Origin of the sequence: Hymenobacter glaciei (assembly GCF_039539585.1) — a bacterium.
Classification (GTDB): Bacteria; Bacteroidota; Bacteroidia; order Cytophagales; family Hymenobacteraceae; genus Hymenobacter; species Hymenobacter glaciei.
Map to the genome: position 1 here is coordinate 1 of NZ_BAABDK010000022.1, position 15,687 is coordinate 15,687.

13 protein-coding genes are annotated in these 15,687 nt (G+C 59.1%); 3 read left to right on the forward strand and 10 right to left on the reverse strand.

Going from position 1 to position 15,687, the window contains the following annotated elements:
• Positions 1-58: 58 nt before the first annotated feature.
• A complete protein-coding gene (locus ABD837_RS14115; RefSeq protein ID WP_345055676.1) occupies positions 59-439 on the reverse strand; it encodes an anti-sigma factor family protein in 381 nt (126 codons plus the stop codon).
• The gene (locus ABD837_RS14120; RefSeq protein WP_425554347.1) at positions 429-959 is read right to left on the reverse strand and encodes an RNA polymerase sigma factor; all 531 of its coding nucleotides are present in this window, start codon (positions 957-959) and stop codon (positions 429-431) included. The genes ABD837_RS14115 and ABD837_RS14120 overlap by 11 nt, the downstream gene beginning before the upstream one ends.
• A gap of 224 nt (positions 960-1,183) precedes the next feature.
• Here ABD837_RS14120 and ABD837_RS14125 point away from each other — a divergent pair, with 224 nt between their 5' ends.
• Positions 1,184-1,789 carry a HupE/UreJ family protein gene (locus ABD837_RS14125; RefSeq protein ID WP_345055682.1) on the forward strand — a complete coding sequence of 202 codons (606 nt, stop codon included), beginning with the start codon at positions 1,184-1,186 and terminating at the stop codon, positions 1,787-1,789.
• 303 nt (positions 1,790-2,092) lie between these two features.
• Positions 2,093-4,450 (forward strand): M1 family metallopeptidase, encoded by a 2,358-nt coding sequence (locus ABD837_RS14130; RefSeq protein WP_345055686.1) that lies wholly within the window; start codon positions 2,093-2,095, stop codon positions 4,448-4,450.
• Positions 4,451-4,628: 178 nt separating this feature from the next.
• Here the strand turns inward: ABD837_RS14130 and ABD837_RS14135 are convergent, their stop codons facing one another.
• The 3 genes from ABD837_RS14135 to ABD837_RS14145 all read right to left on the reverse strand — a co-directional run bounded on the left by ABD837_RS14135 (position 4,629) and on the right by ABD837_RS14145 (position 7,556).
• Complete coding sequence (locus ABD837_RS14135) at positions 4,629-5,288, reverse strand: cytochrome b/b6 domain-containing protein (protein WP_345055689.1); 660 nt, start codon at positions 5,286-5,288, stop codon at positions 4,629-4,631.
• A gap of 16 nt (positions 5,289-5,304) precedes the next feature.
• The gene (locus tag ABD837_RS14140; RefSeq protein WP_345055692.1) at positions 5,305-6,543 is read right to left on the reverse strand and encodes a pyridoxal phosphate-dependent aminotransferase; all 1,239 of its coding nucleotides are present in this window, start codon (positions 6,541-6,543) and stop codon (positions 5,305-5,307) included.
• 83 nt (positions 6,544-6,626) lie between these two features.
• Positions 6,627-7,556, reverse strand: coding sequence for an N-acetylmuramoyl-L-alanine amidase (locus tag ABD837_RS14145; protein WP_345055695.1), 930 nt, complete (start codon positions 7,554-7,556; stop codon positions 6,627-6,629).
• Between the two features lie 91 nt (positions 7,557-7,647).
• Here ABD837_RS14145 and ABD837_RS14150 point away from each other — a divergent pair, with 91 nt between their 5' ends.
• Positions 7,648-8,724, forward strand: a complete 1,077-nt coding sequence (locus tag ABD837_RS14150) for a hypothetical protein (RefSeq protein WP_345055698.1) — start codon at positions 7,648-7,650, stop codon at positions 8,722-8,724.
• A gap of 45 nt (positions 8,725-8,769) precedes the next feature.
• Here the strand turns inward: ABD837_RS14150 and ABD837_RS14155 are convergent, their stop codons facing one another.
• From ABD837_RS14155 to ABD837_RS14175, 5 genes are all read right to left on the reverse strand, one after another.
• A complete protein-coding gene (locus ABD837_RS14155) occupies positions 8,770-9,555 on the reverse strand; it encodes a hypothetical protein (protein ID WP_345055702.1) in 786 nt (261 codons plus the stop codon).
• A 116-nt stretch (positions 9,556-9,671) separates the two neighbouring features.
• Complete coding sequence (rny, locus tag ABD837_RS14160) at positions 9,672-11,360, reverse strand: ribonuclease Y (protein ID WP_345055704.1); 1,689 nt, start codon at positions 11,358-11,360, stop codon at positions 9,672-9,674.
• A 220-nt stretch (positions 11,361-11,580) separates the two neighbouring features.
• Complete coding sequence (locus ABD837_RS14165; RefSeq protein ID WP_345055706.1) at positions 11,581-11,874, reverse strand: cell division protein ZapA; 294 nt, start codon at positions 11,872-11,874, stop codon at positions 11,581-11,583.
• A 40-nt stretch (positions 11,875-11,914) separates the two neighbouring features.
• Entirely contained in the window at positions 11,915-12,211 is a 297-nt protein-coding gene (locus tag ABD837_RS14170) for a hypothetical protein (protein WP_345055708.1), read from the reverse strand.
• 252 nt (positions 12,212-12,463) lie between these two features.
• Positions 12,464-15,460 carry a M16 family metallopeptidase gene (locus tag ABD837_RS14175; protein ID WP_345055710.1) on the reverse strand — a complete coding sequence of 999 codons (2,997 nt, stop codon included), beginning with the start codon at positions 15,458-15,460 and terminating at the stop codon, positions 12,464-12,466.
• Positions 15,461-15,687: the final 227 nt, after the last annotated feature.

Consider the following 15,687-nt stretch of genomic DNA (forward strand, 5'->3'; position numbering starts at 1 on the left):
TTTATTTGCGCGGACTCAAAGCCATGCACTACACTTTGACCAAACTGGCTGCGTAACATCAGTTATTAAGTCGGTAGCCCACCACCAGCCCTACCACCAGTATCAGCACGCTGTAGGCCATGCGCAACGCGGGGTTGGGGTTCAAAAGCTGCTGCCATAACTGCTGCAGCTTGCCGGTCCAGGTTTCATGGCTTGTTTCGGCTTCAAACTCGGCCAGCATGCCATAAAAGCGCGGGCGCACCTGCTCGCCGGGTTCGGGCGTGGCGATGCCGCCCATGGTGTGCCACAGCTGGCGGAAAGCGGCTAGCTCCTGCTGGCAGGCGGGGCACTGGGCCAGGTGAGCGTCCAGGGTCCGGCGCTCAGCATCGGGGAGCTGGTCGCTCAGCCAGTCGGCCAGGCGCTCCCGGGTACTCTCGCAGTTGGGGTCCTTAGTTTCCATTGGATAGTTTCAAATAAATGGCTCGGAGGTGGCCCAGGGCGCGGTGCACGCGCACCTTCACGGCGCCTTCGGTGGTGTCGAGCACCTGGGCAATCTGCCCGTATTTCAGGTCCTGAAACCGGCTCAGCACCAGTACTTCGCGCTGCTCCGGCGGCAGTCGGCCCAGGGCTTCGTGCAGCAGGGCCACGTCCTGGGTTTTGTGCAGCTCGCCGTCGGCGGTGGTGCCCCCGCCCAGGCGTTCCTGCCAGTTGGTGATGTCGTCGTGGTGCCTGGCGGTTTTGTTTTTCTTGACTTCGTCGGCTACCACGTTGCGGGCCAGGTGGTACATCCAGGTCCGAAACTCGCCCTCGCCGGTGAAGGTGTGGCGGTACTTCAGCATGCGGTAAAACACGGTTTGCACCAAATCTTCGCTGAGCGTCGGCTGCCCGTTCAGGTGGTAGAAAAAGCCATAGAGCGGGCGGTGGTACCGCTCAAACAATAGTCCCATCTTGTTCAGCTGGCCATCCTTCACCTGGAGCATGAGGGCATTATCGGTCAGCGGATTCAAGTGCAGAAAAGTTGAGTAGGGAGTGAATTCGAGCGTGGAAACTGCACGGATTTGCGAAGGTTACTGACTGGCGCCAAATTATTTTCTTGGCAGCTAGCTGGTGCGCCCGGTGCCGTGGCAGAAGTGCCCCAGAATGCTTTTCAGGTAGCAACTCTTGCCATCCCGCTTCAACTCCACGGTCGCTTTAGCTTTGCAGCATGTCCGTCTTCATGACTTACCTGCAGCTGGGGTTCCTGCACATCTGCACGCCGCGTGCCGCCGACCACCTCACGTTTCTGCTGGCGCTGTGCGCGCCCTACGTGCTCAGCGACTGGCGGCGCGTGCTGGCGCTGGTCACGAGCTTCACGGTGGGGCACTCACTCACGCTGGCCCTGGCCACGCTGGGCCTGCTCGCATTCAAGCCCACCATCATCGAGGCACTGATTCCGGTCACCATCATGATTACCGCACTGCTGAACCTGCGCGGAGCTGGCGCAACTCGGCCTTCCATGCGGCAGCGTCCGGCCCCGGTGCTGGCCGCTGCGCCCAACGCGCTGGCGCTGGGCTTTGGGTTGATTCACGGACTGGGCTTTTCCAACTACCTGCGGGCATTACTGGGCCCCAATAGCCGGCCAGTGCAGGAGCTGCTGGCCTTTAACGTGGGCGTGGAGTTCGGGCAAGTACTTATCGTAGCAGCCATTCTGCTGCTGGGGGCAATACTGTTACGGGCCTTCGGCGTGGCCCGGCGCGACTGGCTACTCACAACCAGCGGCGCGGCACTGGGCATTGCTACGGTGCTGCTGTTGCAGCTACTGTGGCCGTAGTCAGCTGCCAGAATGAGCCGAAGAGCTTCCGGGTCGTCTTCGCTTACGATTTGCTCTCGGGTTTTTGGGCTGTTGAAAATCCGAGAGCAAATTGAGGGCAGCTATTGCTTTCGGATTTTTAACTGCTCGAAAAGCCAAGAGCAAATGGTGGCTGGCCAAACTGGCTGTTGGGCCGTGTGCCCGGGCCGCGAATCCAGGTCTGCGTTGCCCGCCGGTACTGCCGCAACCTTGCCGTAACTTTAAGCGACCTTAACGGTCGCCAATTTCATCCTGTTTTCGATTTTCCCACTTCACATTTTTTCTATGCGTCGTCTTTTATTCGCCGGCCTGGTGCTGGCCGTGGCGGGCCAGCAGGTTGCCGTGGCCCAGACCACCAATTCGGGCACCGACAAATTTGCGCAGCTCGAAACCATGCTGCCCACGCCCAACAGCTACCGCACCGCCAGTGGCGCGCCGGGCCCCGACTACTGGCAGCAGCGCGCCGACTATGACATCAAAGTCACGCTCGACGATGCCAAGCAGTCGCTCACCGGCCGCGAAACCATCACCTACACCAACCTTTCGCCCGATGTGCTGCCCTACCTCTGGGTGCAGATGGACCAGAACATCTACGAGAAAACCTCGATTGCCAACACCACGCAGGTGGGCCAGCTGCAGGACAAGATGTCCTTCCAGGCGGTGGAAGGCATGATGTCGGATTTCGAGGGCGGTTTCAAGATTGAGAGCGTAACCGGCAAAGACGGCCGCGCGCTGCACACCGTCACCAACAACACCATGATGCGCGTGGACCTGCCCACGCCGCTGCAGCCGCGCCAGTCGGTTTCCTTTAATGTGAAGTGGCACTACAATATCACCGACCAGTACAAGCAGGGCGGCCGCAGTGGTTTCGAGTACTTCGAAGCCGACAAGAACTACCTCTACGAGATGGCCCAGTTCTACCCCCGCATGGCCGTGTATTCCGACAACCAGGGCTGGCAGCACAAGCAGTTCCTGGGTAATGGCGAGTTCACGCTGCCCTTCGGCGACTACAAAGTGAGCATCACCGCGCCGGCCGACCACGTGGTGGGCGCTACCGGCACGCTGCAAAATGCTGCTCAGGTGCTCTCGGGTACGCAAATGAAGCGCTTGGAGCAGGCCAAGTCGGCCACCAAGCCCGTGCTCATCGTGAGCCAGGACGAGGCCGTGAAGAACGAGGCCAACCGCGCCACCGGCACCAAAACCTGGACATTTGCTGCTAAAAACGTGCGCGACTTTGCCTGGGCCAGCTCGCGAAAGTTCATCTGGGATGCCATGCAGATTAAGCAGGAAGGCAAGCCCGTGATGTGCATGAGCTACTACCCCAAGGAGGGCAACCCGCTGTGGGGCCAGTACTCGACGCAGGTGGTGGCCCACACCATCAAGTCGTACTCGAAGCACACCATTCCCTACGCCTACCCGGTGGCTATTTCGGTGCACGGCCCCATTGGGGGCATGGAGTACCCGATGATTTGCTTCAACGGCGGCCGCCCCGAGAAAGACGGTACGTACTCGGCCGAGCGGAAATACGGGATGATTTCGGTGATTATCCACGAAGTGGGCCACAACTTTTTCCCGATGATTGTGAACTCCGACGAGCGTCAGTGGTCGTGGATGGACGAAGGCCTGAACTCCTTCGTGGAATTCCTCGCCGAGCAGGAGTGGGAGCGCAACTACCCCAGCCGCCGCGGCGAGCCGCGCAACATTTCGGCCTACATGGCTACCGCTAACACCCTGCAATCGCCGATTATGACCAACTCGGAGTCGGCTCTGCAGTTCGGCAACAACGCCTACGGCAAGCCCGCCACGGCCCTCAACATCCTGCGCGAAACGGTGATGGGCCGCGAGCTGTTCGATTATGCCTTCAAGACCTACGCTCAGCGCTGGGCCTACAAGCACCCCACGCCCGCCGACTTCTTCCGCACCATGGAAGACGCTTCGGCCGTGGACCTCGACTGGTTCTGGCGCGGCTGGTTCTACACCACCGAGCACACCGATTTGGCCTTGGAGTCGGTGAAGTCCTACAATGCCAGCACCCGCAACCCACAGGTCGAAAACGCCCGCCTGCAGCAGCAGAAAGCCGCCGCGCCGCAGTCCATCACGGCCCAGCGCAACGCCACCGACATTTCTAAAACCCTGGTGGAAGAGAAGCCGGAGCTGAAGGACTTCTACAACAACTACGACCCGCTGGCCGTGACGCCCGCCGACCAGCAGCGCTACACCGCCATGCTGGGCAGCCTCACGCCCGAGCAGCAGCAGCGCCTCACCGACTCGCAGAGCAACTTCTACGAGCTGAGCCTGCGCAACGTGGGCGGCCTGGTAATGCCCGTGGTGCTCCAGATGACCTACGCCGACAACACCCAGGAAATCCAGACCATCCCGGCCGAAATCTGGCGCAAGAACAACGCCCAGGTTACCAAGGTCATCGTGACCAAGAAGCCCGTTATTAGCTTCGTTATCGACCCTTTCCAGCAAACGGCCGACACCGATTTGAGCAACAACTCCTTCCCCCGTCAGCCCGCTTCTTCGCGCTTCGAGCTGTTTCAGCAGCAGCAGCAGGCCCCGGCCAACCCCATGCAGCAGGCCGCCAAAGCCACCAGCCCCATGCAGAAGCTGGAGCAGAAGCCCGGCAGCAGCGGTAATTAACCGGCTGTCCACCGCGAGGTGAGGTCAGCGTAAGCTAGCCTTGCCTCTCGATGCAGAAAGCTTGATAATGTAAAAAGCCCCGGCTCTGAATAAGAGTCGGGGCTTTTTGTTGTCGGGAGAAAGCTTCGTCGAAAAGGCTAGCTTACGCTGCACTCCACTCGCAATATCACGCGATTAGTTACCGCTTGATGTTCGGCGCTTCGCCGCCCACCATGCGCGAAATAAGCCCGTGGTCCTCTTTGTTTTCGACCCACACCACGCCCACCACATGAATCAGGATGAAGCCCATAATCAGGTACATCGTCACGTTGTGCGTTTCCTCGGCCAGGTGGTGAATGCCTTTCAGCCAGGATACGTCTTCGTATAGCAGAATCAGGCCGGTAGCTACCATGATGGTAAGGAAGAGGTAGAAAAGGGCATAAGTGGTTTTGGCAAACAGCATTTTGCCAGTCTTGCTCTTGTCGGCGGGCGGCGCGAGGCGGTAGCGGCGCAGAATTTCCATCAGCCGCGCCGAGAAGCGCAAATCCGAAGGGCCCGTAAGCTGCAGACCCAGCCGCAGCACCCACAGTGCCACGAGTGCCCAGCCGAAGTAAATGTGCCAGTCCCAGATGCGCTCGCTGATGATGTGCGCCAGCTCGCGCGCCTGCGGCACCGAAACGTCTTTCCCCGAAGCCTGTAGCTCCGGAATAGCCGACCGCGAATTCACAATCACCTTCTGAAACAGAATAGTCATCAACTGCAGGCTTATCAGCAAGGTGTTGGCCCAGTGCCAGAAGCGCAGCGGCGCGCGGTAGTCTTTAATGGGGACTTCGACGGCAGGGGCAATGGTTTCGTTCATTAGATAAGGAGTACAGTTACAGGGGTAAAGCGGCTGCTTCTACAATTGGAGGGGCCTGCAGTTCGACGCGGCCCGGGTATTCCCGCAGGGCGTGTGCCAGGCAGGTCATGGCCGCTTCAAGGTCGGTGCGGTTGATGACGTAGGCAATGCGAACTTCCTGTTGGCCCAGGCCGGGCGTCTGGTAGAAGCCGTTGGCAGGGGAGAGCACAAGCGTCTGATTTTCGTACGAAAAGCTTTCCAGCAGCCATTGGCCGAACTTTTCGGTGTCATCTACCGGGAGGTGGGCCAGTACATAAAAGGCCCCGCCCGGGCGCGGGCACACCACGCCGGGCATGGCCTGCAGGCGCGCTACCGTGAGGTCGCGGCGGGCCTGGTACTCGGCTTTGCTGGCGTCGAAGTACGTTTCGGGTAGGTCGGCAGCGGCCTCGGCCAGTAGCATGCCCAGGCCGGGCGGGCTCACCCGCATCTGGGCAAAGCGGAAGGCGGCCATGTACACTTCCTTGTTGAGCGTGACCAGCGCACCCACGCGCGCTCCGCAGGCACTGTAGCGCTTCGAAATGGTATCTACCACCACCACGTTGGGTTCGGCCCCCGCTAGCTCCAGGGCGCTCACGTAGGGCGCGTCGTAGCAGAACTCGCGGTAGGCTTCGTCCGAAATCAGGTACAGGTGGTGGGCTTTGCACAGCGCCAGCATGCTCTCCAGTTCGGCGCGGCTGTACACGTAGCCGGTCGGGTTGCTGGGGTTGCAAATGAGAATAGCCTTGGTGCGCGGCGTAATGGCCCGCTCGAAGTCGGCCAGCGGCGGCAGGGCAAAGTTGTCTTCTATGCGGGCCGTTACGGGCACAATACGCACGCCGGTGGCAATCGCAAAAGCCGTGTAGGTGCCATAAAAAGGCTCCTGAATGATGACCTCATCGCCGGGGTTCAGGCAGGTAAGCATCGCGAACAAAATGGCCTCGCTGCCGCCAGTCGTCACGATAATATCCTCCATCACCACGGGCAAGCCGGCCCGCTGGTAGTAGGCCGCGAGCTTGCGGCGGTAGCTCTCGGTGCCCGCGCCGTGGGTATAGCCCAGCACCCGGATGTCGGCATTGCGCACCGCGTCCAGCGCCGCCGGGGGCGTCTCAATGTCGGGCTGTCCGATGTTGAGTGGGTAAATGATTTTGCCCTGCTGATGTGCCTTCTCGGCGTAGGGGGCAAGCTTTCGAAACGGCGAGACGGGCATGGCCCGGCCCCGCTGAGATATTTCTAACATACAACTGATTGATAAAACTTCTGGCCAGCCTTGCCAGGGCTGCCACCATCCTTAAATGGCTAAAGTTACTGCCCTGTGGCTGGTTACAGGTACTTCTTGTACAGATTGTACAGTATCCGACTGTCGGCTTCGGTCAGCGGCCCGTTCACGTCCTGCTGAATGAAATGCAGCTTGAAGGCGCGAATGGCCGCCGGCAAATCGCGCGTATCATACCCAATAATGCGCAGCGCCTCGTGCGGGTTGAACACCGTAATCGGTCCGTTCAGCCGTGCCAGCTGGGCATCGACTTTGCTGGTATCCACAGGCATCGCGATGGGGTTTTCATCCGATTCAGGCAGGCGCGGGGCCAACAGGTGGCCGGCCAGGGCGATGGCGCTGTCGGGCCCGAAGGGGCTGGGCAATTGCCCGGCGTCGTACCACAGGCCAAAGCCATTATCAGCTAGCCGCTTCCAGGGAAAGCGGGCGCTGGGGTCGTTTTTGCGGCTGGGGGCAATGTCGGCGTGTCCGATGAAGTTGGCGGCCGGAATCCCGTAGTCCTTCTTCAGCCCGGCCAGAATGTGCAGCAGGCTGGTTATCTGGGCCTCGGCGAAGGGCTCGGTGCCGTTGTTATCCAGCTCAATGCCGATGGAGCTAGAGTTCAGGTCGGTGTTGTTGCCCCAGCGCGCCACGCCGCCGTGCCAGGCGCGCAGGTAGTCATTCAGCATGTGGTACACCCGGCCATCGCGCCCAATCACGTAGTGCGCGCTCACCTCGGTGCGCGGCAGCGTGAAGGTTTTCAGCGTCTGCGCTGTCGAGTCCTGCGCCGTGTGGTGAATCACGACATAGTTGGGCTTGCGCAGGTTGAAGTTAGTAGTGCCCACCCAGTATTTCCCCAGCAGGCTGTCGCCGCCCGGGGTGGGCGGCGGAGCAGCGCGCAGGGCAGCCGCATAGGCTTTCACCTGCGCCTTGTAGGCTTTGTTGGTAGCGGCGTAGGGGTTGCGCTGCGTAGCGCAGGCGGCGAGGATACCCAGCACGAATAGGCCGGAGATTTTATATAAGTATTGCAATAGTCTCTACTCTAACTTTGCCGGACAATTTACGCAGCCTACCCACTGTTTCGCCATTATGAAGCCCTTCCAAATATTTTTACCCTCCCTTTTAGCCCTTGCTTTAGTCCTGGGTAGTTGCAAAAAGGAAATCGAAACCCAGATACAAATCAAAGAGGTAGAGAAACAGGCCAGTTGGACTGAAGTAACCAGCTTATACGGATTGGCGCGGGTAATAATGAGCACCGGTACCGATGGCCAGGCCATTTACCTGCAGCAGCCCAACGCTTTTACGCGTTTCCTTGGCTCACAGAGCCTGGTAACAGCAGCAGGCCCGCTGCCATCCGATGTCAATGTTCGGGTTCCGTTCGGTCGCGATTTTTTTGCTTACCCCGACACGGATACGTCACTGGTGCTCTGCCGCAACCGCGAACCGCTGAACTCTCGGTTCTACTTCAATCTGCGCCGGTTCGACCCCGCCGCCCTTCGTTTTGACACCAAGTTTTTCAGCTTGTCGAAATGCATGGCCATCAACCAGAACAACTTCCTGCTGGCGCCCTACGTCAACAAGCGGCCCGACCGCGCCTTCACCTTTGTGCTGGCAGCGGTGCAGCCCGGTGCACTGGGTAGCGGGCCGGTAATGGCTTACATGGGGCCCGTAGTTATTCCGCGGCCAGCGTTTTCGGGCGCTTATTTGCGCTACCTCGTTGCCATCGATAATTATTTCCTGGCCAGTTTCGGAGATGGTGGCATCTATAAAATCAAACAGGATGGCTCTTTCCGGCAGGTGTATGGCGCTGCTACCGTCGATGCCATCTACAAATGGAACAACACACTTTACGGCCCCATTGAGTACGGGGAGATTATCACCTCGACAGACGCCGGCGAAACCTGGCAGAAGTCGTCGGGTACCCCGCAGCAGTTCACCCTGGCCAGTTATTACCCTGTGAAGGACAGCCTGGTATGTGTGTACTCAAATAGCCTGTACTCGCTCCGCTGGAATGGCCCGCGCTACTCGTTGCGTCCGCTTAAAAACGACGGCTTGGAGCGCGCCACCATTACGGGGGTTGAGTACTTGCGGGACACGGTGTACGTAGCCACTACCTCGGGCCTGTTTGCCCGGCCGGTAAAGGCCTTTTTCGAAGCCAAGCAGTAGCCTGCCGCCCCCCCAACCGGTGCCGGGCCAGCCAGCGTTGTTGTCTTATTGCGACCTGTGGAAGAGGCAATGCGGAAAGATGGTGATGCCCACTGTGGTGTAGCCCCGGCCCTGCAGTAGCTCGCGCGCACCGAGGGAATAGGTAGGCTGCTGGTTCTTGTCATCGTAACCGAACGTGGCCGACGTGCCCCACGCCGCTTGCAATTGCAATGGCCGGTCTTCAAACGGGCCATCGCCCAGTCGTACCCGCATAAATAACATGGGCTCGCCACGGGTCATGCTACTGAGCTCCAGCGGAATGGCGCGGTCGGTGAGGGTCGTAAAACGTACTTGCGTGATGCGGTAAGCCGCTCCGAACGAAACGACATCGCCACCCTGGATGATGCCGTACACCTCCCCAAATAACTTGTTGTAGCGAGCATCGAGTTCATAGCGAGTGGGATAGCTCAGAATAAACCCACCTCGGGAGTAAGATGCCTCGTTGCGAGCCTGCCCAAATCCCCCCAGGCCGCCCACCACTCCCTGCGAACCCAGCCGCCAGTACGTGCCCAGGCCCAAATCGTAGTGGTGGCCGCGGTAGTAAGTCGAGTCCCGAACATCGCGTGAGTCGCTGCGCAGGCTGCCGGTAGAGACCCGCACCAGCAGGTGCGGCAGCGGAGAGTAGCTGCCCGACAATTCGTAGCGGCCATTAAGGTAGCTGCTTGCCGTGATTTCGCCTTGCTTGGGACCGGTGATTTGCGGGGCAGCGCATTGCGTGGGCTGGTACACGACGCAGCCTGCCAGCCAATGCGCACCGCTGGCTAACAACAGCTTAAATATGGGTTTTCTCATGAGAAAGGCGGAGTGCAAAAGTGCGAACAAGATAAACCTAAAAGCCCCCACAACTCTCGTCGCGGGGGCTTCTTCGTGCTTAACCAGATGCACAAGCTGAAGCGTGTGCTATTAGATTACTTGGCGTATGCCACCGCGCGCATCTCCCGAATTACGGTGATTTTAATCTGACCGGGGTACTGCATTTCCTTCTCGATTTTCTGCGAAATCTCGAAGCTTAGCTCGGCAGCGCGCTCGTCGGTCACGTTCTCGGCGTCTACCATCACGCGCAGCTCGCGGCCGGCCTGAATAGCAAAGCACTGGTTCACGCCCTTGAAGCCGTTGGCGGTTTCCTCGAGCTGCTTCAGGCGCTTGATGTAGCTTTCCATCATCTCGCGGCGGGCGCCGGGGCGCGAGCCCGAAATGGCGTCGCAGGCCTGCACCAGCGGCGAAATCATGGCCGTCATCTCAATCTCGTCGTGGTGAGCCCCAATGGCGTTGACCACGTCGGGGTGCTCTTTCCACTTCTTCGCCATCTCCATGCCCAGAATGGCGTGGGGCAACTCCGGCTCCTCGGTGCTCACCTTGCCGATGTCGTGGAGCAGGCCGGCGCGCTTGGCTTTCTTCACGTCGAGGCCCATCTCAGCCGCCATGGTGGCGCAGAGGTTGGCTACTTCGCGGGAGTGCTGCAGCAGGTTCTGGCCGTACGAAGAGCGGAAGCGCATGCGGCCCACCATCTTAATCAGCTCGGGGTGCAGGCCGTGGATGCCCAAGTCGATGATGGTTTTTTCGCCAATCTCCACAATTTCCTCCTCGATGTTCTTGCGGGTCTTAGCCACGATTTCCTCCACGCGAGCGGGGTGAATGCGGCCGTCCTTCACCAGCAAGTGCAGCGAAAGGCGGGCAATTTCGCGGCGCACCGGGTCGAAACCCGAGATAATAATGGCCTCCGGAGTGTCGTCCACGATAATTTCAACGCCAGTCGCCGCTTCCAGCGCCCGGATGTTGCGGCCTTCGCGGCCAATGATTTTGCCCTTTACGTCGTCGCTTTCAATGTTGAAAATCGACACGCAGTTCTCAATGGCGTGCTCTGAAGCGGTGCGCTGAATGGTTTCCAGCACAATCTTCTTGGCATCCTTGGTGGCGGTGAGCTTGGCCTGGGCTACGGTGTCCTTCACATAAGAGCTAGCCTGAATCTGGGCCTCGTTCTTCAGCGATTCCACCAGCTGCTCGCGGGCTTCGGCGGCGGTCAGGTTGGCGATGGTCTCGAGCTGGCGCTGCACGCTGTGCAGCTGCTCTTCAGCATCGCGCTGCTTTTCTTCCAGCTCAGCCATGGCCTCTTCGTGGTCGAGGCGGCGCTTTTCGGCCTGGGCTTCGAGCTTGTCGCGCAGCTGCTGGGTATCGGTCTGCGTTTTCTCGCGAACGCGCTCTAAGTCAGCTTCTTTCTTCTGCAACTGCTCCAACTGGCGCTGGGTAGTTTCGGTCAGCATCTTGATGCTTTGTTCCTGCTCTACCACTCCCTGGCGGCGCTGGGTCAACTCGCCATCCAACTCAGCTTTGAGGCGCTTGCTTTCCTGGTCGAACTCGTTGCGCAGCGTCTTGAACTTGTTCTTGGACTGCTCCAAGCGCTCATCAGCCTGCTTTATTTTCTCATCGCGAAGGCGGGTGCCTTTCTCCTCCGCATCGCGAAGAATTTGCTGGGCGCGGGCCGTGGCCTCGCCTTCGTGGTCCAGCCGGGCTTTGCCGGCCAACTGCCTGCCTATCAGGATGCCCGCCACAAGGGCGACCACCGCTGCCAGCAGGCAGTACATTATTAAAGGGGTCATATAGATTATGGTTTTTGAATGGGTAAAAAACCATAACCGGGAAGAACAATTCTGCCCGGGCCAAGCGGAAACGGCCGATTGCCGCGCCGCCCAGCCGGGCCAACGAGTTGTGGGTGCTGCGAGCTAGTAGTAAGAGCTAAGTAGCAGGTAATAAGAGTTGAAACCCTTCCTGTGGTCAAGTAGCGTACTGTCCTGCTACTTGTTACTTATGTCTATCTACTCAACTCGTGAGCACCACGCCGGATAGTAGCTCGTCGAAACGAGCCAGCCGTTCGGTTAGCGCCGCATCGGTGCCATCCTTTTCCTTGCTCACTTTCAATTGGTCAGCCATTGTGGCCAAGGCAATCATCGCCAGCAAGTCCTGTTTGTCCTGAATGCCGTAGCCTTCCCGGAATTCGCGCAGCTTGTCGCCCAACAGGCGGCCGGCCATACGCAACCGTTCCTCATCCTGCACGTCAACGCGCATGGGATAGTCCCGGTCAGCAATTCGGATTTTGATGGCTAATTCGCTCATAGGGCGAAAGTTAAGGCAATGGGGGTGAGGGTCGTTCGGTTTAGTCTCTCAAATAGGCAAGACACTTGTCCAGTTCGCGGATGTATTCGTTGAGGCGCAGTTTAAGTTCGTTGGCGTGGGTGGGTTCCCCAGCTATGGTGTGTACAAGTTTAACAATATTTTCCTGGTTTTGACGCTCCTTCAACTGCCGGTCGCGGTCGCGTACGTCGGCCCGCAACTGCTGCACCGTCGTGTTGGCGTCGGCCAGCTCTTCGCGCAATTGCTGATAGGCAGCCACTAAGGTGGAAATCTGCCGCTCGAGGCGGTCGAGTTGCGCAAGCTGTTGGGAGGAGGCCACGGGCAGGTAAATTTTTGGGTGAAGATAACGCAGCTATCCGAAAGCTGTGCTTTACCCGGCACTTGCTCGCGCCTTGTGCCTCAGACCGGTTTGGTTGGGAAGAGAGTTGGCGTAGAAATGGAGAACGTCATGCCATGCTTGTCGAAACGTTGCTACCGCAGTAATAATCCAATGGTTAGGATTAGCTGCACAGTAGAAATGCTTCGGCAGGCTTGGCATGACGTTCAACGAATCGTCAGGCGCTGAAAAAGATTAGCTCTTCTTGGCCGCCTTGGTTTTGGATTTCAGCTTGCCGCCATCTTCCATGTTCACCTTGGTCTTGTCGTCAACTACCGGCGCCGGCACAACCGGAGCGGCAGCGGCTACGGGCTTGCCTTCCAGGTCCAGCTGCACCACGGGGTAGCCTAGGGCCTGCACCGAGGGCAGCTGCTTTTCGTCGCCCACTACTACGATGTACATTTTATCAGCCGGCAGGTACTTCTTGGCGATGGCCTGTACATCTTCCTTCTTCAGGCTTTTCAGAATTTCCGTCTGCTGGTTCACGTAAGCCGGGTCGAGGTCGTACTCTACCAGGCGAGCCAGGAAGCCGGCTTTCTGCTGGCCGGTTTCGTACTTGAGTGCGTCGCTCTGGCCCACCGACGATTGCACGAAGGCCAGCTCCTCATCCGAAATACCGTTCTGGTAGTTGGTGATTTCGCTCATGAATTCCTTCACCGAAGCGGCCGTGGCATCGGCGCGCACACCGGCCTGGGCCGTAAACGGACCGGCGTAGCGCGTGCCCGCGAAGCCCGAGCGGGCGCCGTAGGTGTAGCCTTTGTTCTCGCGCAGGTTCAGGTTGATGCGCGAGTTGAAGGCGCCGCCGAGCAGGTAGTTGGCCAGGCCAGCTTTGTAGTAAGCGCCGGTGGCATCGTACTTCATGTCGGTGAGGTAGCCTACCCGAATTTCGGACTGGGCCGCACCCGGCTTGTTCACGAAGTACACGGTGGTTTTATCGGGCTGCACGCCGGCCGCATCGGTCGGGATAGTGACGTCCTTCTTGGCCCAGCTCTTCAGGAAGCCCAGCTGCCCGTCGAGGGTGGCCTGGTCCAGGTCGCCCACTGCCACCAGCGAGCTCACGTTCGGAGCGTAGTAGGTGCTGTAGAAGTTCTTCACGTCGTCGAGCGTGAGGCTGCTTACCGAAGCGGTAGTGCCGGCTACAGCCGTGCCCGCGATGTTATTCGAGCCGTATACCAAGCGGTTATACGTCAGGTCGGCGATGACCGCGGGCTGGTTGACGAAGTTGGCGATGCCTTCTAGCTGCTGCTTCTTAATGCGGGCAAAATCGGCCGCGTCGAAACGCGGGTGCAACAGGCGCTGGTTGAGCAGGGCCATGGTGGCAGGCAGGTTCTTGGTCAGGCTCTGCACGTACACAGTGGTTTCGTTGTCGCCGGCGTTCACCGAAATGTTCGAACCCAGCTTGTCGAGTTCGGCCGAGAACTGTTCGCCGGTGTATTTCTCCGAGCCCTCGTTCAGCATGCTGGCCGTGAGTTGGGCAATACCAGCCTTGGCGGGCATGGCCTGCTCGAGGCGATGACCACCGCGGATGGTCAGGCGCATCGTAACGGCCGGAATCTCGGTGTTCTTCGTGCCCACTACTTTCAAGCCATTCGGCAGGGTTTCCTGGTACAGAGCAGGCACTTTCACCACGGGGTTGGTACCAGCAGCAGGCTGCTTGCTACGGTCGAAGGTGTCAGTGGCCTTGCTGTATTTCAGGCCGGCATAGCCGTAATCGGGCGCTTTGTAGCCCGATTTGTCGATTGTGTAATTGTCGGGCTTGGCAGCGGCCACACCGCCGGTTTTGGGCAACACGCTCAGGATAACGGCTTTTTTGCCCTTCACGTACTTATCGTACACGCGCTGCACGTCGGCTTTGGTGAGGGCGCGCAGCTCCTTTAGGTAGACGGTGAGGTAGTTAGGATTGTTGAAGTAGGTTTGGTAGGCGGCGAGCTGGCTCACCTTGCCCTGCACGCTGGCCAAGCTGTTGATAATTTGGGCCTCGTTCTGGGCCTTGAAGCGCTGCACATCGTCGTCGGTGACGCCTTTCTTTTCAAACTCCTTCAGGGTGTTACGGATGATAACTTCCGTGCTGTCGAGGGTTTTGCCGGGGAAGGGCAGGGCCACGAAATCGAGGAAGCCGCCGAGCTCCGAATTCTGCTGGTAGGCCTGGGCCTGCACGGTCTTCTGGTTTTTCACCAGGTTTTTGTAGAGCAGCGAAGTCTTGCCGCTGCCGATGATGTCGGCCAGCGCGTCGAGGGCGTAGGCGTCGGGGTGGCCGTTGGGCACCGTCGGAAACACCATTTGCAGCATCGGGAAACGCACGTTGTCGGTGTAGCTCACGTAGCGGTCGGCGGTGAGCACGGGCGCGGGCAGCTTCTGCACCGGCACCGAAGGGCCACGCTTGATGGAGCCGAAATACTTCTCGGCCAGCTTTACCACTTCGGCCGGCTTCACGTCGCCGCCTACAGTCAGGGTCGCGTTGTTGGGGCCATACCAGCGCAGGAAAAAGTTCTTCAGGTCGTCTACGTTCGAGCGGTCGAGGTCCTCCAGATAGCCGATGGTTAGCCAGGAGTAGGGGTGGCCGTAGGGGTACAGCGTTTTCGAGATGTACTCGCTAGCCAGGCCGTAGGGGCGGTTGTCGTAGTTCTGGCCGCGCTCGTTCTTCACGGTCGAGCGCTGGATTTCGAATTTCTTCTGGCTCACAGCGTCCAGCAGGAAGCCCATGCGGTCGGCTTCCAGCCACAGGCCGGTTTCAAGCTGGTTGCTGGGCAGCGTCTCGAAGTAATTGGTGCGGTCCTGGTTGGTCGAGCCGTTCAGGGTGCCACCGGCGGCCGTCACCAGCTTGAAGTGCTGCTGGTCGCCCACGTGGTCGGAACCCTGGAACATCATGTGCTCAAAAAAGTGGGCAAAGCCCGACTTGCCAATCTGCTCGCGGGCCGAGCCCACGTGGTAAGTCACGTCGACGTGCACCAGCGGGTCGGAATGGTCTTCGGCTACCACGAGCGTGAGGCCGTTGGGCAGCACGTACTTCTCGTAGGGAATCGAAACCTGGCCGGGTTGCTTGGTCACTTTCTCGACGAGCTTGGTGCCGCCGGGCGTGGTCATCAGGGCCGTTTTGGCAGCTGGAGCTTTGGTTGCAGGCTTTTTCTGCTGGCCAAAGCTGGCCGTTGTAATTAAGGCTAAGCCTAAGGTTGAAAGAAAACGAAGGTTCATTCTTGGAGAAAAAGATGAAGGAATGGGAACTGAGCGTGGTAAATCAAGCTGCAACTTACGGCAATCAGCGCAACTATTAGTTGAAAAGCGCGGTGTGGTTGAGCTTGCGCAGCAAGGTCAAGAAGTATATCGGGCAGGTTGCGTCGAAATTACGCTGCTATCGGATGAATTTTTTTGCACACAAAAAAAGCCGCAGAGAAATTAACCCTGCGGCTTTTTGAGCGGAA

Bases quoted from the DNA above. Each gene is read 5' to 3' on its own strand.
- ABD837_RS14155 (WP_345055702.1), bottom strand. From the start codon at position 9,555: ATGAGAAAACCCATATTTAAGCTGTTGTTAGCCAGCGGTGCGCATTGG.
- ABD837_RS14165 (WP_345055706.1), bottom strand. From the start codon at position 11,874: ATGAGCGAATTAGCCATCAAAATCCGAATTGCTGACCGGGACTATCCC.
- ABD837_RS14125 (WP_345055682.1), top strand. From the start codon at position 1,184: ATGTCCGTCTTCATGACTTACCTGCAGCTGGGGTTCCTGCACATCTGC.
- ABD837_RS14115 (WP_345055676.1), bottom strand. From the start codon at position 439: ATGGAAACTAAGGACCCCAACTGCGAGAGTACCCGGGAGCGCCTGGCC.
- rny (WP_345055704.1), bottom strand. From the start codon at position 11,360: ATGACCCCTTTAATAATGTACTGCCTGCTGGCAGCGGTGGTCGCCCTT.
- ABD837_RS14135 (WP_345055689.1), bottom strand. From the start codon at position 5,288: ATGAACGAAACCATTGCCCCTGCCGTCGAAGTCCCCATTAAAGACTAC.
- ABD837_RS14120 (WP_425554347.1), bottom strand. From the start codon at position 959: ATGCTCCAGGTGAAGGATGGCCAGCTGAACAAGATGGGACTATTGTTT.
- ABD837_RS14150 (WP_345055698.1), top strand. From the start codon at position 7,648: ATGAAGCCCTTCCAAATATTTTTACCCTCCCTTTTAGCCCTTGCTTTA.
- ABD837_RS14130 (WP_345055686.1), top strand. From the start codon at position 2,093: ATGCGTCGTCTTTTATTCGCCGGCCTGGTGCTGGCCGTGGCGGGCCAG.
- ABD837_RS14140 (WP_345055692.1), bottom strand. From the start codon at position 6,543: ATGTTAGAAATATCTCAGCGGGGCCGGGCCATGCCCGTCTCGCCGTTT.
- ABD837_RS14175 (WP_345055710.1), bottom strand. From the start codon at position 15,460: ATGAACCTTCGTTTTCTTTCAACCTTAGGCTTAGCCTTAATTACAACG.